This is a genomic window from Streptomyces sp. NPDC046821 (assembly GCF_040645335.1).
In the GTDB taxonomy this organism is placed as follows: domain Bacteria; phylum Actinomycetota; class Actinomycetes; order Streptomycetales; family Streptomycetaceae; genus Streptomyces.
In genome coordinates, this window is sequence record NZ_JBEYYB010000005.1 from 385,212 (window position 1) to 403,865 (window position 18,654).

General features: G+C 71.9%; 14 protein-coding genes. 11 read left to right on the forward strand and 3 right to left on the reverse strand.

Annotated features, from left to right (window positions below):
• Window positions 1–317: 317 nt before the first annotated feature.
• Window positions 318–1,082 carry a DUF4190 domain-containing protein gene (locus tag ABZ893_RS12655; RefSeq protein WP_361401112.1) on the forward strand — a complete coding sequence of 255 codons (765 nt, stop codon included), beginning with the start codon at window positions 318–320 and terminating at the stop codon, window positions 1,080–1,082.
• A gap of 122 nt (window positions 1,083–1,204) precedes the next feature.
• Here ABZ893_RS12655 and ABZ893_RS12660 read toward each other — a convergent pair whose 3' ends face one another.
• Window positions 1,205–1,771: an NADAR family protein gene (locus ABZ893_RS12660; protein ID WP_361401115.1), complete on the reverse strand. Its 567-nt coding sequence runs from the start codon at window positions 1,769–1,771 to the stop codon at window positions 1,205–1,207.
• 205 nt (window positions 1,772–1,976) lie between these two features.
• Here ABZ893_RS12660 and ABZ893_RS12665 point away from each other — a divergent pair, with 205 nt between their 5' ends.
• The 7 genes from ABZ893_RS12665 to ABZ893_RS12695 all read left to right on the forward strand — a co-directional run bounded on the left by ABZ893_RS12665 (window position 1,977) and on the right by ABZ893_RS12695 (window position 9,817).
• Window positions 1,977–3,503 carry a gamma-aminobutyraldehyde dehydrogenase gene (locus tag ABZ893_RS12665; protein WP_361401118.1) on the forward strand — a complete coding sequence of 509 codons (1,527 nt, stop codon included), beginning with the start codon at window positions 1,977–1,979 and terminating at the stop codon, window positions 3,501–3,503.
• 70 nt (window positions 3,504–3,573) lie between these two features.
• Window positions 3,574–4,821, forward strand: a complete 1,248-nt coding sequence (locus ABZ893_RS12670; protein WP_361401121.1) for a spermidine/putrescine ABC transporter substrate-binding protein — start codon at window positions 3,574–3,576, stop codon at window positions 4,819–4,821.
• Window positions 4,822–4,873: 52 nt separating this feature from the next.
• On the forward strand, window positions 4,874–6,028 hold the full coding sequence (locus ABZ893_RS12675; protein ID WP_361401123.1) for an ABC transporter ATP-binding protein: 1,155 nt from the start codon (window positions 4,874–4,876) through the stop codon (window positions 6,026–6,028).
• Window positions 6,025–6,960: an ABC transporter permease gene (locus ABZ893_RS12680; protein WP_361401126.1), complete on the forward strand. Its 936-nt coding sequence runs from the start codon at window positions 6,025–6,027 to the stop codon at window positions 6,958–6,960. Before ABZ893_RS12675 ends, ABZ893_RS12680 begins: the two co-directional genes overlap by 4 nt.
• Complete coding sequence (locus tag ABZ893_RS12685; RefSeq protein WP_361401129.1) at window positions 6,960–7,757, forward strand: ABC transporter permease; 798 nt, start codon at window positions 6,960–6,962, stop codon at window positions 7,755–7,757. Before ABZ893_RS12680 ends, ABZ893_RS12685 begins: the two co-directional genes overlap by 1 nt.
• Window positions 7,758–7,770: 13 nt before the next feature.
• The gene (locus ABZ893_RS12690; RefSeq protein ID WP_361401133.1) at window positions 7,771–9,198 is read left to right on the forward strand and encodes an FAD-dependent oxidoreductase; all 1,428 of its coding nucleotides are present in this window, start codon (window positions 7,771–7,773) and stop codon (window positions 9,196–9,198) included.
• Window positions 9,199–9,322: 124 nt separating this feature from the next.
• Complete coding sequence (locus ABZ893_RS12695; protein ID WP_361401136.1) at window positions 9,323–9,817, forward strand: hypothetical protein; 495 nt, start codon at window positions 9,323–9,325, stop codon at window positions 9,815–9,817.
• Window positions 9,818–9,832: 15 nt separating this feature from the next.
• Here ABZ893_RS12695 and ABZ893_RS12700 read toward each other — a convergent pair whose 3' ends face one another.
• Together ABZ893_RS12700 and gabT are read right to left on the reverse strand one after the other, a co-directional pair.
• Window positions 9,833–10,366 carry a phosphatase PAP2 family protein gene (locus tag ABZ893_RS12700; RefSeq protein WP_361401139.1) on the reverse strand — a complete coding sequence of 178 codons (534 nt, stop codon included), beginning with the start codon at window positions 10,364–10,366 and terminating at the stop codon, window positions 9,833–9,835.
• A 419-nt stretch (window positions 10,367–10,785) separates the two neighbouring features.
• Complete coding sequence (gene gabT, locus ABZ893_RS12705; RefSeq protein ID WP_361401141.1) at window positions 10,786–12,120, reverse strand: 4-aminobutyrate--2-oxoglutarate transaminase; 1,335 nt, start codon at window positions 12,118–12,120, stop codon at window positions 10,786–10,788.
• A 230-nt stretch (window positions 12,121–12,350) separates the two neighbouring features.
• Here gabT and ABZ893_RS12710 point away from each other — a divergent pair, with 230 nt between their 5' ends.
• From ABZ893_RS12710 to ABZ893_RS12720, 3 genes are all read left to right on the forward strand, one after another.
• Complete coding sequence (locus ABZ893_RS12710; RefSeq protein WP_361401144.1) at window positions 12,351–14,903, forward strand: ATP/GTP-binding protein; 2,553 nt, start codon at window positions 12,351–12,353, stop codon at window positions 14,901–14,903.
• Between the two features lie 253 nt (window positions 14,904–15,156).
• Window positions 15,157–16,872, forward strand: coding sequence for a PucR family transcriptional regulator (locus tag ABZ893_RS12715; protein ID WP_361401146.1), 1,716 nt, complete (start codon window positions 15,157–15,159; stop codon window positions 16,870–16,872).
• Window positions 16,873–17,199: 327 nt separating this feature from the next.
• Entirely contained in the window at window positions 17,200–18,645 is a 1,446-nt protein-coding gene (locus tag ABZ893_RS12720) for an aldehyde dehydrogenase family protein (protein WP_361401148.1), read from the forward strand.
• The last annotated feature ends 9 nt before the right edge of the window (window positions 18,646–18,654 follow it).

The following is an 18,654-nucleotide window of genomic DNA, read 5'->3' on the forward strand; positions in this document are numbered from 1 at the left end:
GGAACTTGGTTGATCGGCTGATCGGCGGGTCGCAGTCATCGTAGGCGGGCCCCTGTCGTGACCTGGCGTCGGCCGTAGAGTGACGGGACGCTTGGGCGCGAGAAGCGTCCGCGCGGGAGACGAAGGGGGACGTGCGAGTGATGTCTGAGGGCAGGCAGGACGCAGAGGGCACGGAAGGCACTACAGAAGGCACTGAGGGCGCCAATCCGCCGGAGGCGGGGCAGGGGCGGCCGCCGGGGGATCCGATTACGGGCGACTCGAATTCGGGGGATCGGAGTACGGGGGATCGGAGCACAGGGGACCCGTCCCGGAACCCGGTGTCCCTGGGCAAGGCGGACCCGTCGGCACCGGCGGCCGGTCCGGGCGAGACTCTCGCGGATACGCCGGTGACGCCCGCGCAGGGGCCGGCCCCCACCGCTGACGCCCCCGCGAACCCCTTCGCTCCGCCCGCCGAGCAGCACAACCCCTTCGCCCCGCCCGCCACACCGACCTCCGGCCCCTGGTCACCACAGCCGCACCCACACGCCCAGCAGTGGCCGACCCCGGGCACCCCTTACGCCGTACCGCCGGCCCCCTGGCCCCCGCAGGCCAACCCCTTCGCCCCGCCCGGCGAGCCCGTACCGCCCCCGCCGATCTCGCCCGACGGCCCCGGGCGCATGGACTACGGCTACCCGGCCGCCCCGTACGCCTACGGCGGCCGGCACGCGGCGACCGGACCCGCCGGGATGCCCTACGGCGGACCCGGTTACGGCTGGCCGGCGATGCCGATAGGACCCAGCAACGGCATGGGGATCGCCTCGCTCGTGCTCGGGATCATCTCGGCCGTCGGATTCATCCTGTGGCCGATCGCGATCATCGTCGGGATCCTCGCGATCATCTTCGGCGGCGTGGGCCGGTCGAAGGCGACCAAGGGCGAGGCCACGAACCCGGGGCAGGCCCTGGCCGGTCTGATCTGCGGGATCGCCGGAATCGTCCTCGCTGTGCTCACGATGACCCTCGTCATCGCCAGCGACAGCTCGTCCAGCAGCAACAGTGGCAACGACAGCGGCTACTCCGCCGCCGCGTGGACACCGGAGCGGTAAGCCGTACGCCTTGACCGGGGCCGGGCCCTCCCGCCTGGCCCCGACCGGCCCACCACCCCGCACCGGCTCACCAAGCCACCCCGCCCCGCCCCGCCACTAGCCGCGCCCCCGCACCCGGCCCCCTACCCCACCCGCCCCCGCGCCTCCATCAGCGCGAACCCCAGCAGATTCAGCCCCCGCCACCGTCTGGGGTCATCCGCCCCCACCGCGTCCGCCGCGAGGCCGATCCCCCAGACCCGGTCGACCGGACTCGCCTCGACCAGCACACGCGCGCCCGTCCCCAGCAGGAACTCCCGCAGCTCCGGATGCGCAGCGAACTTGTGCACGCTGCCCTCGACGACGATCCCGAAGCGTTCCCGCGCCCACACGTCCTCGTCGAAATCCCGCACCAGCCGCCCCGCCTTCTTGGCCTGCGAAGGATGCGGCGCCTCCACCGCTCTGCGCTCCGCCTCCGCGTCCCCGAACAGGCGGGCCTTCGCGGCCATCATCCAGTGCTCGGCCGTCGCGTACTCGACGCCGTCGACCGTGAACCGCGACGGCCACCACTGGCTGAGGCAGCTCGCGCCCACCGTCCCGTCCGCCCGCGGCGCGTGCCCCCAGAAATGCAGATACTTGACCCGGGCACCCGCTTCCACCGCCCTGACCAGCGACTCCTGGTCCCGCACCGCGTGTTCGTCGATCTTCCCCATGCACGCCACCCTGGCACGCGCCACTGACACTCCGTCCTGGGTTTTTCAGGTCGACTCGACACCTGGTCGACAGATTTCGTCGCGTGACCAAAAGGCAACAACGGAATCACTTGTTGGGGTACATCGCCTCTGCCAGGATCGGCACTCAAATCGAGCTGGAGCTACGTCGGCCGCCGCAGAGCGGGGCCGACGGAGGAGAGCGATAATGCACAACCCTGGCAACAGCACCCGCTTCGAGCCCCAGGACCGGTTCGCCGAAGGCGCCCAGTACATCGGGGGCCGCCTCACCAAGGGCACGTCCGGCCGCACCCACGCGGTCGTCGACCCGGCCACCGGACAAGATGTCCACCGCTACGAACTCGCCGGCACCGAGGACGTCGACGCCGCCGTCGCCGCGGCCCGCGAGGCCTTCCCCGGCTGGGCCGGAGCGACGCCCGGCGAGCGGTCCGACGCGATGCACCGCTTCGCGGGCGTCCTGGCCGACCGCGCCGAGGAGCTCGCGCAGGCCGAGTCCCTCCAGTGCGGCAAGCCGCTCAAGCTGAGCCGCGAGTTCGACGTCCCCGGGACGATCGACAACACCGCCTTCTTCGCGGGCGCCGCCCGTCACCTCCAGGGCCAGTCCGCCGGCGAGTACAGCGCCGACCACACGTCGTACATCCGGCGCGAGCCCATCGGAGTCGTCGGCTCCATCGCGCCCTGGAACTACCCGCTCCAGATGGCCGCCTGGAAGGTCCTCCCGGCGATCGCGGCCGGGAACACCATCGTCCTCAAGCCCGCCGAACTCACCCCGTTCACCTCGCTCCTGTTCGCGCAGGCCGCGACCGAGGCGGGTATCCCCGACGGTGTCGTCAACATCGTCACAGGCGCGGGCAAGGACGCGGGCGAGCACCTGGTCGGACACCCCGACGTCGCCATGACCTCCTTCACCGGGTCGACGGGCGTCGGCAAGCGCGTCGCCGAGATCGCCACCGCCACCGTGAAGCGCCTGCACCTGGAGCTCGGCGGCAAGGCCCCGTTCGTCGTGTTCGACGACGCCGACCTGGAGGCCGCCGTGCACGGAGCGGTCGCCGGTGCCCTCATCAACACCGGCCAGGACTGCACCGCCGCCACGCGCGCGTACGTCCAACGCCCCCTGTACGACGCCTTCGTGCAAGGCGTAGCGGACCTCATGGCGAGTGTCCGCGTCGGCGACCCGTTCGCGCCGGACACCGACCTCGGCCCGCTCATCTCGCACGCCCAGCGCGACCGCGTCGCCGGTTTCGTCGACCGGGCCCGCTCCTACGCGCGCGTGGTCACCGGCGGCGAGATCCCGCAGGGTGACCTGAAGCAGGGCGCGTACTACCGGCCGACGCTCGTCGCGGACGCCGCGCAGGACAGCGAGATCGTGCAGGCCGAGATCTTCGGCCCGGTCCTCGTGGTGCTGCCCTTCGACAGCGACGACGAGGGCATCCGCCTCGCCAACGACACCCCGTACGGACTCGCCGCCTCCGCCTGGACCAGGGACGTGTTCCGGGCGAACCGCGCCACCCGCGAGATCAAGGCGGGCTGTGTGTGGGTCAACGACCACATTCCGATCCTCAGCGAGATGCCGCACGGCGGATACAAGGCGTCCGGCTTCGGCAAGGACATGTCCGCCTACTCCTTCGAGGAGTACACGCAGGTCAAGCACGTCATGTTCGACAACACCGCGGTCGCCCGCAAGGCCTGGCACCGCACGATCTTCGGGGACTGACCACCACCAGGAGGCCGCCCGCGAGGGCGGCCCCCTCCCTCCTGAAACTCCCGGAAGGGCACCAACGCGCATGGAGCAGTACGAGCCCGACAGCCTGTCCCCGGCACAACTCGCCGCGATGCGGCGCAGTTTCCAGAGTGGCAGGGCGGCCCTGACCCGCCGTTCCCTGCTACGCGCGTCCACCGGCGGCGCGCTCGCCGTCGGCGGCATCGGGACGCTGAGCGCCTGCGGCATTCCCGCTGCCGGCAGGCCCCAGGGCGGCGCCTCGGCCGAGGACCACTCGGCCAAGGAGAAGGTGGTCAACTTCTCCAACTGGACCGAGTACATCGACCTCAGCGACGACGAGAAGCACCGGCCCACCCTGGACGCGTTCACCAAGCGCACCGGGATCAAGGTCAACTACACCGAGGACATCAACGACAACGTCGAGTTCTTCGGCAAGATCAAGCCGCAGCTCGCGGCCGGCCAGGACACCGGCCGCGACCTCATGGTCCTCACCGACTGGCTGGCCGCCCGGCTGATCCGCTTCGGCTGGATCCAGAAGCTCGACCCCGCCAACCTGCCCCACGCGTACGCGAATCTGTCCCAGCAGTTCCGCAACCCCGACTGGGACCCGGGCCGCGCCTACACGTACCCCTGGCAGGGCATCGCCGTCGTCATCGCGTACAACACCAAGGCCACGAACGGCCGGGAGATCACGTCGGTCTCGCAGCTGCTCGACGACCCCAAGCTCAAGGGCAGGGTCGGTCTGCTGTCCGAGATGCGCGACACCGTCGGCATGGTGATGCTCGACATGGGCAAGGACCCGGCCACCTTCACGGCCGACGACTTCGACGCGGCGATCGCCCGGATGCAGAAGGCCGTCGACCGCAAGCAGATCCGCCGCTTCACCGGCAACGACTACATATCCGACCTGAGCAAGGGCGACCTCGCGGCCTGTCTCGCCTGGTCGGGCGACATCGTGCAGCTCCAGAACGACAACCCGGACGTCAAGTTCCACATCCCCGACTCCGGTTACCTGGCCGGCACGGACGTCATGCTGGTCCCCAACAAGGCCCGGCACAAGACGAACGCCGAGAAGCTCATTGACTACTACTACGAGCCTCCGGTCGCCGCCGAGGTCGCCGCCTGGATCAACTACGTCTCGCCGGTCGAGGGCGTGAAGGCCGAACTCGCCAAGATCGACAAGAAGGCCGCGAACGACCCGCTGATCGTTCCCGACAAGGCCATGAGTGCCAAGGCGCACCTCTTCCGCTCCCTCACCGCCACGGAGGACAAGGCGTTCGAGGAGAAGTTCGCCCAGCTCACCGGCGCGTGAGCAGCGCAGTACCCACCGAGCTCCTTCACCCCACGACTCCCTGGACCGCACCATGACCACAGAACACGGCGGCGACGTCCGCCTTGCCGGGATCAGCAAGACCTACGGCTCCTTCACGGCCGTCCAGCCGCTCGACCTCACCGTCCCCGAAGGCTCCTTCTTCGCCCTCCTCGGCGCCTCCGGCTGCGGCAAGACCACAACTCTGCGCATGATCGCGGGACTTGAGGAGCCCAGCTCCGGCACCGTCAAGCTCGGCGACCAGGACGTCACCGCGCTGCCGCCCTACAAGCGCCCGGTGAACACCGTCTTCCAGTCGTACGCGCTCTTCCCGCACCTCGACATCTTCGAGAACGTCGCCTTCGGCCTGCGCCGGCGCGGCATCAAGTCCGTGAAGAAGCAGGTCGGCGAGATGCTCGACCTGGTCCAGCTCGGCGAGCAGGCCCGCAAGAAGCCGCACCAGCTCTCCGGCGGCCAGCAGCAGCGCGTCGCCGTGGCCCGGGCCCTGATCAACCACCCCAAGGTGCTGCTCCTCGACGAGCCGCTCGGCGCCCTCGACCTCAAGCTGCGCCGCCAGATGCAGCTCGAACTCAAGCGCATCCAGACCGAGGTGGGCATCACGTTCATCCACGTCACCCACGACCAGGAGGAGGCCATGACCATGGCCGACACGGTCGCGGTGATGAACGCCGGCCGCGTCGAACAGCTGGGCGCCCCGGCCGACCTCTACGAGAACCCGGCCTCCACCTTCGTCGCCAACTTCCTCGGCACGTCCAACTTCATCGAGGCCGAGGTCGCGGGCCGCAGCGGCGACGACCTCACCCTGAAGGCCGGTGACGGCAAGCTCGTCCTGCCCTCCGCCCGCTGCAGCACCTCCGCCGCCGTCGGCGGGAAGATCCTCGTCGGCGTACGCCCCGAGAAGATCTCCCTGACCCACGCCGACGACGCGGGCACGATCCCCGACGGCCGCAACCGCATCACCGGCCGCGTCGCCGACAGCAGCTTCATCGGCGTCTCCACGCAGTACGTCATCGACAGCCCGCTCTGCGACCACTTCGAGGTGTACGCGCAGAACATCGAGCGCGACACCCGGCTCGCCCCCGGCGCCGAGGTCGTCCTCCATTGGAACCCCGCGCACACCTTCGGCCTCGACGCCGCCCAGGACATCGAGGCGGGCGCCGCGAAGGTCGAGGAGGACGCAGCCGCATGACGACCGTCACCAAGACGGCGGCGGAGGAGCTCGACGCCCCGGCCGCCCCCACGCCCCGCAGGCCACGCAAGCGCGGCCGCCTCGTCCCGTACTGGCTGCTGCTTCCCGGAATGCTCTGGCTGGTCGTCTTCTTCGCCCTGCCGATGGTCTACCAGGCGTCGACCTCCGTGCAGACGGGCTCCCTGGAGGACGGCTTCCGGGTCACCTGGCACTTCGCGACCTACTGGCACGCCCTCGCCGACTACTGGCCGCAGTTCCTGCGCTCGGTCCTGTACGCGGGCGCCGCCACGATCCTGTGCCTCGCGCTCGGCTACCCGCTCGCCTACCTCATCGCGTTCCGCGCGGGCCGCTGGCGCAACGTCGTCCTCATCCTCGTCATCGCGCCGTTCTTCACCAGCTTCCTGATCCGCACCCTCGCCTGGAAGACGATCCTCTCCGACGGCGGACCGGTCGTCGGCGCCCTGAACGCGCTGCACGTCCTCGACGTCACGAGCTGGCTCGGCATGACCGACGGGCACCGGGTCCTCGCGACCCCGCTCGCCGTGATCTGCGGACTCACGTACAACTTCCTGCCGTTCATGATCCTGCCGCTCTACACCTCGCTGGAGCGCATCGACGGGCGACTGCACGAGGCGGCGGGCGACCTGTACGCCACGCCCGCCACGACCTTCCGCAAGGTGACGTTCCCGCTGTCCATGCCGGGCGTCGTCTCCGGCACGCTGCTCACCTTCATCCCCGCCGCCGGCGACTACGTCAACGCGGACCTGCTCGGCTCCACCGACACCCGCATGGTCGGCAACGTCATCCAGACGCAGTTCCTGCGGATCCTGGACTACCCGACGGCGGCGGCGCTCTCGTTCATCCTGATGGCCGCGATCCTGATCATGGTCACCGTCTATATCCGCCGGTCCGGAACGGAGGACCTGGTCTGATGGCCTTCGTAACCTGGCTCCGCCGCAATCTCGTCGTCCTCGCGGGTCTCGTCACCCTCGGGTACCTGCTCCTGCCGAACATCGTCGTGACGGTGTTCTCCTTCAACAAGCCGAAGGGGCGCTTCAACTACGAGTGGCAGGAGTTCTCGCTCGACGCCTGGAAGAACCCCTGCGGCGTCGCCGACATGTGCGGCTCGCTCTCGCTGAGCCTCCAGATCGCGCTGTGGGCGACGATCGGCGCCACCGCCCTCGGCACGATGATCGCCTTCGCCCTCGTGCGCTACCGCTTCCGCGCGCGCGGCGCCGTGAACTCGCTGATCTTCCTGCCGATGGCGATGCCCGAGGTCGTCATGGCCGCCTCGCTGCTCACGCTCTTCCTCAACATGGGCGCGCAGCTGGGCTTCTGGACGATCCTCATCGCCCACATCATGTTCTGCCTCAGCTTCGTCGTGACGGCCGTCAAGGCCCGCGTCATGTCGATGGACCCGCGCCTCGAACAGGCCGCCCAGGACCTCTACGCCGGTCCCTTCCAGACCTTCGTACGGGTCACGCTGCCGATCGCCGCACCCGGCATCGCGGCGGGCGCGCTGCTCGCCTTCGCGCTCTCCTTCGACGACTTCATCATCACGAACTTCAACGCGGGCTCGACCGTGACCTTCCCCATGTTCGTCTGGGGCTCGGCGCAGCGCGGCACCCCCGTACAGATCAACGTCATCGGTACGGCGATGTTCGTCGTCGCCGTAGTGCTCGTGCTTGCCGGGATGGTCGTCGGCAAGCGTAAGAACAAGGCAGTCTGAGGGAGTTGAAATCATGGCCGCACGCGCCATGAACCGTGGCAACGACTGGATCAGGTCGCTGGCGGACGCCAAGCCGGTGTCCTACTGGCTGGACGACCCCGGCAGGCCCGAGGCCCAGCCCGCGCTCACCGGCGACGAGCGGTGCGACCTGCTCGTCGTCGGCGGGGGCTACAGCGGCCTGTGGACCGCGCTCCTCGCCAAGGAGCGCGACCCCGGCCGCGACGTGGTCCTCCTGGAGGGGAAGGAAGTGGGCTGGGCCGCGTCCGGCCGCAACGGCGGCTTCTGCGCCGCGTCCCTCACCCACGGCGTCGCGAACGGACTGGCCCGCTGGCCCGGCGAGATCGCGAAGCTGGAGGAGCTCGGCGCCCGCAACCTCGACGCCATCGAGGACGCCGTCGCCCGCTACTCCATCGACTGCGACTTCGAGCGCACCGGCGAACTCGACGTGGCCACCGCACCCCACCAGGTCACCGAACTCCGGGATTTCTACGCCGAGTTGACCGAGGCCGGACTCGCCGACGGCACCGAACTCCTCGACGCCGAAGCCGTCCGCGAACAGGTCGACTCACCCACCTTCCTGGGCGCCCTGTACGACCGGCGAGGCGTCGCGATGCTGCACCCGGCCAAGCTCGCCTGGGGCCTCAAGCGGGCCTGCATCGAAGCGGGCGTCCGTATCTACGAGCACACGCCCGCGCTCGACCTGTCCTCGTCCGGACCGGGCACGGCCGTCCGCACCCCGTACGGCCGCGTCTTCGCCGACGCCGTCGCCCTCGGCACGAACGTCTTCCCGTCCCTGGTCAAACGCGTCCGCTCGTACACCGTCCCGGTCTACGACTACGCGCTGATGACCGAGCCCTTGACCGACGACCAGCTGGCCTCCATCGGCTGGAAGAACCGCCAGGGCCTCGGCGACTCGGCCAACCAGTTCCACTACTTCCGGCTGTCCGCGGACAACCGGATCCTGTGGGGCGGCTACGACGCCGTGTACCCGTACGGCGGCCGGGTGCGCGCCGAGCATGACCACCGGCCAGAGACGTACGCGAAGCTCGCCGGGCACTTCTTCACCTGCTTCCCGCAGCTGGCGGGGGTGCGCTTCAGCCACGCCTGGGGCGGCGCCATCGACACGTGCACCCGCTTCTCGGCGTTCTTCGGCACGGCGCACAAGGGCCGCGTCGCGTACGCCGCCGGGTACACCGGACTCGGCGTCGGCGCGACCCGCTTCGGCGCGGAGGTGATGCTCGACCTGCTCTCCGGCGAGCGCACGGAACGTACGGAGCTCGAGATGGTCCGCACGAAGCCGCTGCCGTTCCCGCCCGAGCCGTTCGCGTACACCGGGATCGCGCTCACCAAGTGGTCCCTGGCGCGCGCCGACGACAACGGCGGCCGGCGCAACCTGTGGCTGCGTGCCATGGACAAGGCGGGTCTCGGCTTCGACAGCTGACCCCGGGCGGCGGCCGCCGTGAATTGGTGGCCGCAACCCGCGTAATGATCTCGCCCCGGCCTCCTCTTACTGGTTGAAAGACGCACCGTTCCAGCGGCGCGTACCAGGAAGAGGAGGTCCCGCCATGACTGGCTCGGGGACGAAGGCGGCGGTCGAGTGGCTGGCGTCCGTGGCACCTGATCCGGACGCCTGCCGCTGGGAGTGGGAGCGAAATCCCCACGGGATCGCGCTCCTGCCCGCGGGCAGAGTGTGGGACGTACTGATCCTGCCGGGCGAGCTGGGGTATCCGACGCTCGACGTGCTGGGCCGCTTCATCGACCGGCCGGGCCCCGTGCTCGCCGACTTCGGTGACGCGCGGATGGGCTTCTTCGTGCCCGCCGGTACGGCCGCCCGCTGGGTCGGCACCGGAGTACGCGGCGCGGGGCGCGGCACGTGGATCGTCGTCCCCTATCCGGGGCGCGGCACCGGCGGGGTGCCCCGTCCGGGCGGCGGGGGCGCCGGCGGGGTCCGCTGGCTGGTTCCGCCCGACGGCTCGGGCACCCTCACCGACCCCGCCCTCCTCGAACTGGCGATGCACGAGGCGGCGGCCCAGCTCGCCCGCGAGGGCACACACGAGTAGCCGGGGGAGGGCCGGTCAGTCCCGAGGTGCCCGGCCCGCCCACACCCTGCTCATCACGTACAGCAGGACCACGGAGAGGCACCAGGCCCCGACGACGTCCAGTGGCCAGTGGTAGCCGCGCTCCACCAGGCCGAGTCCGACGCCCGCGTTCAGGACGACGCAGCCGATGGTGAGTTCGCGGCGGCGGTAGGCGCTCCGTACGTAGGGCAGGACGAGCAGCAGGCACGCGCCGTAGGCGACGCCGGCCGTCGACGCGTGCCCGGACGGGTAGTAGCCGGTGCCGGGGCCCATCACGGCCGGGCCGGTGCGGGCGATGGTCTCTTTGAGGGGGAGGACCAGGAGCGGCACGACGGCCATGGTGAGCGCGGCGACGGCGGGGCGTCTCCACCAGTCGGGCACACCGTCGCGGCGGTCGCGCGAGGCGGCGTAGACGAGGACGACGGCGAGGACCGGGAGCGCGACGGTGACGTTGCCGATGTCGGCGAGCAGTTCGGCGGCCCGGTAGGGCAGGCCGCGGGAGATCAGCGCCGCACTGAGGCGGTCGTCCACGCGGCACAGCGGGCCGCCGGTGGCGACCTGCCAGGTGACGAAGACGAAGAGCAGGGCGCTCAGAACGGCGGCCCAGCGGAATGGGGACGGCCGCCTCGGAACAGGGGGGGTAGTTCCGAGGCGGCCGATGTGACCGGTTTGCCGCACGCCCCGGGGGGTTTGGGGCGGGCGGCCATCCGATCGGTGAGGAGTTCCGGAGCCAGAAGCTCCGGGGGTGTGCGCGAGGGCACGACCAGGGCGGGGCTGGGGAGGCTCCGACCCGGTTTCGCCCACAGTCCCCTGTGGGCGGGGTGTTTCCTTCAATCTGCAGAAACCGTACGGCAGGGCGTGGGTGTACGACAGCGGGATCGGCAAGCTGCCATCGGCCTCGCACACGTTCTTCACACCCTCTGACCGTTACTGCAGGTCACGCCACGGGCTCAGATGCCCGCGAACGCGCTCTCGATGATGTCCAGGCCCTCGCCCAGCAGGTCGTCACCGATGACCAGCGGGGGCAGGAAGCGCAGCACGTTGCCGTAGGTGCCGCAGGTGAGGACCAGCAGGCCCTCGGCGTGGCAGGCCTTGGCGAGCGCGCCGGCGGCCTCCGGGTTCGGCTCCTTGGTGGTGCGGTCCTTGACCAGCTCGATGGCGATCATCGCACCGCGGCCGCGGATCTCGCCGATGATGTCGAACTTCTCGGCCATGGCGCCCAGGCGGGCCTTCATGACGGCCTCGATGTTCTTCGCCTTGGCGTTGAGGTCGAGCTCCTTCATGGTCTCGATGGCGCCGAGCGCACCGGCGCAGGCCACCGGGTTACCGCCGTAGGTGCCGCCCAGGCCGCCCGCGTGCGCGGCGTCCATGATCTCGGCGCGGCCCGTCACGGCGGCGAGGGGGAGACCGCCCGCGATGCCCTTGGCGGTCGTGATCAGGTCGGGGACGATGCCCTCGTCCTCACAGGCGAACCACTGGCCGGTGCGGCAGAAGCCGGACTGGATCTCGTCCGCGACGAAGACGATGCCGTTGTCGTTGGCGAACTTCACGATCGCCGGCAGGAAGCCCTTGGCCGGCTCGATGAAGCCGCCCTCGCCGAGGACCGGCTCGATGATGATCGCGGCGACGTTGTCGGCGCCGATCTGCTTCGTGATCTGGTCGATGGCCTGCGCGGCGGCCTCCGGGCCGGCGTTCTCGGCACCGGTCGGCCAGCGGTAGCCGTAGGCCACCGGCACGCGGTAGACCTCGGGCGCGAACGGGCCGAAGCCGTTCTTGTACGGCATGTTCTTGCTGGTCAGCGCCATCGTCAGGTTCGTACGGCCGTGGTAGCCGTGGTCGAAGACGACGACCGCCTGGCGCTTGGTGTGCGCGCGGGCGATCTTGACGGCGTTCTCGACGGCCTCGGCGCCCGAGTTGAACAGCGCGGACTTCTTGGCGTGGTCACCCGGCGTGAGCTCGGCCAGCGCCTCGGCGACGGCCACGTAGCCCTCGTACGGCGTGACCATGAAACAGGTGTGCGTGAAGTCCTGCAGCTGGGCGGAGGCGCGGCGGACGACGGCCTCGGCGGACGCGCCGACGGAGGTCACGGCGATGCCGGAACCGAAGTCGATCAGACGGTTGCCGTCGACGTCCTCGATGATGCCGCCGCCGGCGCGGGCGGTGAAGACCGGCAGCGTGGAGCCCACGCCGGCCGCGACCACGGCGGTACGTCGGGCCTGCAGCTCCTGCGACTTCGGGCCGGGGATGGCGGTGACGACGCGGCGCTCCTGCGGGACTGCGCTCATGCGGGGCTCCTGGGGGTGTTTCGAGTGCTTTCTTCGCAGGTTAGGGGCGACGGGCGGAGTAGGTCATGCTCCATCGGGGCGGGGTTCGCGCCACGCGTTGTCCGCCGTGGACATAGGGCGGGGCGGCAAGGATCGCGCCAGGTGCGGGCGCGGGAGCGGTGAACTCCCCGGACGGGGGCACTAGATTGACCCCGCGAAGACGAGGACCGGCAGGTCAGGGGGCAAGGGCCATGGACACCGACGGCACGCACGGCGCCGGCGACACGCACGACGCTCGCGGCACACACGCCACACCGGTGCCGCGGCCCGCGGGCCCACCGCCTTCGGCTGCCGCCGGGGCGCCGAACGGGGGAACGGGGGCGGCTGGCCGTTCCGGTACGCCTGCCGGCCACGGTGCTGTCGCATCCGCCGACCCCGGCACGCTCCTCCGCTCCGGCGGGCCTTCCAACTCAGGCACACCCGCCCGCCCCAGTACCCCGCCGCCCCGCCCCGCGCACGCGCCTGGTGCCTCCGGCGCCGCCTCCGTCGCCGACTGGCTGGCCGCCCCCCGCCCCGAGGCGGCGCCGGGCATCTGGCGCCTCGGCCACCGCGTGCCGGAGCCCGAGCCGGACGTCGAGGCCGCCCGGCGCAGGCGCGTGCTCGGCCTCGTCGTCTCGACCCTGCTCGGCCTGCTGTTCTGGTCGATGTGGCGGCACGGCACCGTCCCGTACCAGTGGGCCCTGCTGAAGCTGTTCACCCCGGGCGACTGGTGGTGGGGCGGCAGCAGCCAGCCCAAGCAGTGGCAGGGCGGCGACGCCCTCGTGGTCTACGACGGTGTGGTCTTCGCCGCCCTCGTCTACACGGTCGGCAGGCTCGGCTCGTGGGCGGAGACGATCCGGCACTTCGTGATGCGCCGCCGGCAGCCGTCCCGTGCCCTGCTCGCCTCGCTCGGCGCCGTCGCCGCCCTCGTCTTCGTATGGCCGAACGCCCTCGGGCTCGACTGGCGCCCGCTGCCCGTCGTAGGCCCCGTCCTTTCCCTGGTCGCCCTTGTCGCGGGCGGCTACGAGGTGTTCGCCTCCCCGGTCGTCACCGACGTCATCTACACCGTGATCACGCTCGCCGTACTGTGGCCCTTCGCCCACATCGGCGGCTGGTGGCAGGCGCTGCGCGCCCGTCGCGGCCCGGCGCCCGCGAGCCCGCCCCGCAAGCCCGCCGCCGCGCCCGCGCCCGCCGAGGCGACCGGCCGCGAGCGCTGGCCCGAGCTGCGCGCCGCGGGCCAGGACAAGGCCGCCGACCTGCTCTTTGCCGAACTGCTCGGCGGGCGCATGAACGACGTCGACTGCGCCCGGGTCAGCCATGTCTGGCAGACCGTCACCGGACCGGCCGGCCGCGCCTCGTTCGCCGACACCGTCGCCCGGAACGGCGCCGCGGCCTGGGCCCACCCCTCCGGACGCCGCGACCTGCCGGTCCGCACCGCCACCCACGACCTGCTCGTCAGCCAGTTCAGGATCGGCCGGTACGCCGAGGACAAGCGCAACCCGTATCCGGTCCGCGGCGCCTACACAGCTCTCGAACCTTCCCTGCTCGGCACGTCGCTGCTCGCCGTGGGCCCCTCCGGATCCGGCAAGACCGGCCGCCTGATGCGCCCCGTCGTCGAGGCACTCACCCTCCAGTCGCTGACCGGGCAGGCCGCGGTCGTGGCCGTCTGCGCGGCGGGCACCGACCTCGGGCCCGACGCCGCGTACGACGTCGTCGTCAGGCCGGGCGACCCGGCCTCCGAGTACGACCTGGACCTGTACGCGAGCTGCGCCGACCCGGACGAGGCGGCCGCCTTCCTCGCCGAGGGCCTGATCGGTGACCTCGAAGCCGTCGACACCCGGCGCGGGGCCACCGCACTCGCCCAGCTCCTCGGCCCCTACCGCAGCGCGCACGGACGTTTCCCGTCCGTCCCCGTGCTGCGCGAGCTGCTCGAAGGCGAGCCGGCCGCCGTCGACGCCCTCAGGGCGAAGCTCGAAGCGGTGGAAGGGCAGGCGGCCATGCGCCGCGAACTCGACGCCAGAACCCGGCAGACCGGCACCGCGGGGGACCCCGGTCCGGCGCTCGCCGACCGGCTGGCCGTGCTCGACCGCCCGGCCTTCGCCGATTTCTTCGACACCAGCGGCGAGGGGCGCGCCTTCTCGCTGCGGGCGGTCGCCCACCATCCGGTCAGCGTCCGCGTCGACCTGCCCGAACAGGGCCACGAGGAGGCGTCGCGGCTCCTGGCCCGACTGCTGCTCGCCCAGTTCTCGCACGTCGCGCGCGCCGGTGCCCGTACGCACTTCGCGTGTCTCGTCCTCGACGACGCCGCACGCACCTTCAGCGCCGAGAGCGTGCGCGCCGTGCAGCGGCTGCGGTCCCTGAACGCGGGTGTCGTCCTGGGCCTGCGGACGATCGGCGAGGTGCCCGAGGCACTGCAGGGGCCGCTGTTCGCGGCGGTGGGCTGCCGGATGGCGTTCGCGGGCGTGACCACGTGGGACGGGCGGCGGTTCGCCGAGGCCTGGGGGACCGAGTGGGTGGAGACCACCGAGGTCGCCCAGCACGCCGTCTTCGCCGCCCAGCCGGTGACCCGCGCCCTGCACGGGCTGCGCAAGTTCGTCACGGGGAAGGCCGTCACGACGGACGCCGTCACCGTCCGCCAAGTCGAGCGCGAGCGCTGGTCCGCCTCCGAGCTGGCGCACGCCGTGCCGCCCGGGCACGCCGTGCTGTCGCTGACGACCGTCCGCGGTGAGCACGCACCCCCGCTGCTGGTGGACCTGCGGGGCTGAGGGGGCGCGGGGACGGGTTGCCCGCGAGGGGCCGCAGCCGTACGTATTGCCCACGGGCGGCCGCACACGTACGTACGGTGAGGCAGAATCGACACTGTCCGTTCATACGTACCGGCCAAAAGCTCCACAAGATCCACGCCACCGGTGCACCCTGGCCGGCCCGCGCACTCCTGATCGCGCACCCTCGCCCCGCACTACTGACCGCAAGCCCTCGCCCCCGCCCTCCTGATCGCACACCTGAAGGCCAGCCCTCATGCCGCCCACGCTCGCCTCCCTCGTCCATCACTCCGCGCTCAAGCTGACCGTGCGCGCCGGGGAGGAACGGCTGGACAGCGCCGTGCGCTGGGCCCATGTCAGCGAGCTCGCCGACCCCGTGCCGTACATGGAGGGCGGGGAGCTGCTGCTGATCACCGCGCTCAAGCTGGACGCGGAGGACCCGGCCGCGATGCGCCGCTACGTGAAGCGGCTCGACGGCGCCGGGGTCGTGGGGCTCGGCTTCGCCGTCGGCGTCAACTACGAGGACATCCCGCAGGCGCTCGTCGACGCGGCGCGCGGCGAAGGCTTCCCGCTCCTCGAAGTCCCGCGCCGCACCCCCTTCATCGCCATCAGCAAAGCCGTCTCCGCCGCCATCGCCGCCGACCAGTACCGCGCCGTCACCGCAGGCTTCGCCGCCCAGCGCGAACTGACCAAGCAGGCTCTGAACGACGGTCCGGAGGGGCTGCTGGGCGCGCTCGCCGGGCAGGTCGCGGGCTGGGCCGCGCTGTACGACGCCTCGGGCGCCGTCGTCGCGGCCGCGCCCGAGTGGGCCGGACGCCGCGCCGCCCGGCTCGTCGCCGACGTCGAGCGGCTGCGCGAGCGGCCCGCCCCGGCCAGCGCCGTCGTCGGCGGCGGCGACCAGCAGGGCGGCGGCGACGAGGACCGCGTCGAACTGCACTCCCTCGGCACCGGACGCCGCCCGCGCGCCGCCCTCGCCGTGGGCACCGCCGCCGCCCTCGGCACCGCCGAGCGCTACGCGCTGCACTCCGCGATCGCCCTGCTCACCCTCACCACCGAACGCTCCCGCTCCCTGCACGCCGCCGAACAGCGCATCGGTGCCGCCGTCCTGCGGATGCTCCTCGCGGGCGAGCCCCAGCACGCCAGGACCGTCGCCGGCGATCTGTACGGAGGACTCCTCGACGCACCCTTCCGGGTGATCGTCGCCGAGGTCGCGTCCGCGTCGGCGGCACGCGCGCACGCCGAGGGCCACGCGCGCGTGGCCGCCGAGAAAGCCGAGAAGCAGGAGCGGCCCGGCGCGGCCACGGGCGCCGCCGCCGTCTCCGCGTCCGGCGGCGACCCGCTCACCGGGCTGGCCGACGTTGTGGAGGCCGCGGCCGCCCGCTCCGGTGAGGCCGTCCTCGTAGTGCCCGACGGCGAGCGGCTCGTCCTGCTCGCCGTCGACGGCGGCGCGGCGACGGGTGCCTGCACCCAGTACGCCGCCGCCCTCGACCGCGCCCGCCTGACCCAGCGCGAACAGGGCGCCGGGGGAGAGGACGACGAACTCGTCGTGGGCCTTTCGGCACCGGCCGGGCCGATCGCCGCCGCGACCGCGTACAAGCAGGCCGAACAGGCGCTGTCGGTGGCCCGGCGGCGCGGCCGCGCCCTCGTCGAGCACGAGGAGGTCGCCGCCGGTTCCGTCGTCCCGCTGCTCGCCGACGACGCCGTACGCGCCTTCGCCGACGGGCTCCTGCGGGCCCTCAGGGACCACGACGCGACCGGCCGCGGCGACCTCGTGGCCTCGCTGCGGGCCTGGCTCTCGCGGCACGGCCAGTGGGACGCGGCCGCCGCCGACCTCGGCGTGCACCGCCACACCCTGCGCTACCGGATGCGCCGGGTCGAGGAGATCCTCGGCCGCTCCCTGGACGACCCGGACGTCCGCATGGAGCTGTGGCTCGCCCTGAAGGCCACGAACGCGGGCGGCGAACAGGCGTAGCGGAGCCTCGTAAAACCGCCGAGACCCCCGGCCCTGCAAAGCCGAGACCCCCGGCCCGCCTAAACCGAGACCCCCGCCCCCGCCAAAGCCGAGACCCCCGCCCCCGCCAAAGCCGAGACCCCCGCCCCCGCCAAAGCCGAGACCCCCGCCCCCGCCAAAGCCGAGACCCCCGCCCCTGCCAAGCCGAGACCCCCCGCCCCTGCCAAAGCGGAGCGCCACTCTCCCCGACTCCGCCACCCCGGACAAACGCACACGTAGCCCGAGCGGCCTACCGTGGGTCCAGCAACACGCCTGTACACACCCACTGCGGAAGGGCCGGGACCGACTATGACCGCCACTCACGCCTTCTGGCTCGCCGGCCGCGAGGCCACCGGTGACGCGACCTTCGACGTCACCAACTCCTACGACGGTCGCCTGGTCGGCAAGGTCAGCGTGCCCACGGAGGCGCAGGTCGAGGAGGCCGTCGCCGCCGCGTACGCCGTGCGCGACGAGTTCGCCGCCACCCCCGCCCACGTCCGGGCCACGGCCCTGAACCACGTGGCCGACCGGCTCGCCGAGCGCACCGAGGAGATCGCCCAGCTGATCTCCGCCGAGAACGGCAAGCCCATCAAGTGGGCGCGCGGCGAGGTCGGCCGCGCCGTCTCCGTCTTCCGCTTCGCCGCCGAGGAGGCCCGCCGTTTCAACGGCGGCGAGGCCCAGCGCCTCGACACCGACCAGGGCGGCACCGGCCGGCTCGCCCTGACCCGCCGCATCCCGCACGGCGTGGTCCTCGGCATCTCGCCGTTCAACTTCCCGCTGAACCTCAGCGCGCACAAGGTCGCCCCGGCCATCGCCGTCGGCGCCCCGATCATCCTCAAGCCGGCCCCGGCCACGCCGATCTCCTCGCTGGTCCTCGGCGAGCTGCTCGCCGAGACGGACCTGCCGGCCGGCTCCTGGTCCGTGCTGACCGTCCCGAACGACCGGATGCCCGCCCTGGTCCAGGACGAGCGCCTGCCGGTCATCTCCTTCACCGGCTCGGGCCCGGTCGGTTACTCGATCATGGACAGCGTCCCGCGCAAGCACTGCACCCTGGAGCTCGGCGGCAACGGCGCGGCCGTCGTCCTCGGCGACTGGGCCTCCGACGCGGACCTGGACTGGGCGGCGACCCGCATCGCCACCTTCTCCAACTACCAGGGCGGCCAGTCCTGCATCTCCGTGCAGCGCGTCATCGCCGACGCCTCCCTGTACGAGCGCCTCCTGCCGAAGATCGTCGCGGCCGTCGAGGCCCAGGTCACCGGCGACCCGGCGGACGACACAACGGACGTCGGCCCGCTGGTCAGCGAGGACGCCGCCAAGCGCGTCGAGTCCTGGGTCGACGAGGCCGTCAAGGCGGGCGCGTCGCTCCTCGCGGGCGGCAAGCGCGAGGGCGCCTCGTACGCCCCGACCGTCCTCGCCGACGTGCCGGACGACGTGACGATCTCCTGCGAGGAGGTCTTCGGCCCGGTCCTCACGGTCAAGAAGGTCGACGGCGAGGCCGAGGCGTTCGCCGCGGTCAACGACTCCAAGTACGGCCTCCAGGCGGGTGTGTTCACGCACGACCTGCAGACCGCGTTCCGCGCCCACCGCGCGCTCGAGGTCGGCGGCGTCATCGTCGGCGACGTCCCGTCCTACCGCGCCGACCAGATGCCGTACGGCGGCGCCAAGCAGTCCGGCGTCGGCCGCGAGGGCGTGAAGTTCGCCATGGACGACTACACGTACGAGCGCGTGCTCGTCCTCACGGGCCTGGCCCTGTAGTCACCGGCG

Bases quoted from the DNA above. Each gene is read 5' to 3' on its own strand.
- ABZ893_RS12680 (WP_361401126.1), top strand. From the start codon at position 6,025: ATGACGACCGTCACCAAGACGGCGGCGGAGGAGCTCGACGCCCCGGCC.
- ABZ893_RS12660 (WP_361401115.1), bottom strand. From the start codon at position 1,771: ATGGGGAAGATCGACGAACACGCGGTGCGGGACCAGGAGTCGCTGGTC.
- ABZ893_RS12715 (WP_361401146.1), top strand. From the start codon at position 15,157: ATGCCGCCCACGCTCGCCTCCCTCGTCCATCACTCCGCGCTCAAGCTG.
- ABZ893_RS12720 (WP_361401148.1), top strand. From the start codon at position 17,200: ATGACCGCCACTCACGCCTTCTGGCTCGCCGGCCGCGAGGCCACCGGT.
- gabT (WP_361401141.1), bottom strand. From the start codon at position 12,120: ATGAGCGCAGTCCCGCAGGAGCGCCGCGTCGTCACCGCCATCCCCGGC.
- ABZ893_RS12710 (WP_361401144.1), top strand. From the start codon at position 12,351: ATGGACACCGACGGCACGCACGGCGCCGGCGACACGCACGACGCTCGC.
- ABZ893_RS12675 (WP_361401123.1), top strand. From the start codon at position 4,874: ATGACCACAGAACACGGCGGCGACGTCCGCCTTGCCGGGATCAGCAAG.
- ABZ893_RS12695 (WP_361401136.1), top strand. From the start codon at position 9,323: ATGACTGGCTCGGGGACGAAGGCGGCGGTCGAGTGGCTGGCGTCCGTG.
- ABZ893_RS12670 (WP_361401121.1), top strand. From the start codon at position 3,574: ATGGAGCAGTACGAGCCCGACAGCCTGTCCCCGGCACAACTCGCCGCG.
- ABZ893_RS12665 (WP_361401118.1), top strand. From the start codon at position 1,977: ATGCACAACCCTGGCAACAGCACCCGCTTCGAGCCCCAGGACCGGTTC.
- ABZ893_RS12685 (WP_361401129.1), top strand. From the start codon at position 6,960: ATGGCCTTCGTAACCTGGCTCCGCCGCAATCTCGTCGTCCTCGCGGGT.
- ABZ893_RS12690 (WP_361401133.1), top strand. From the start codon at position 7,771: ATGGCCGCACGCGCCATGAACCGTGGCAACGACTGGATCAGGTCGCTG.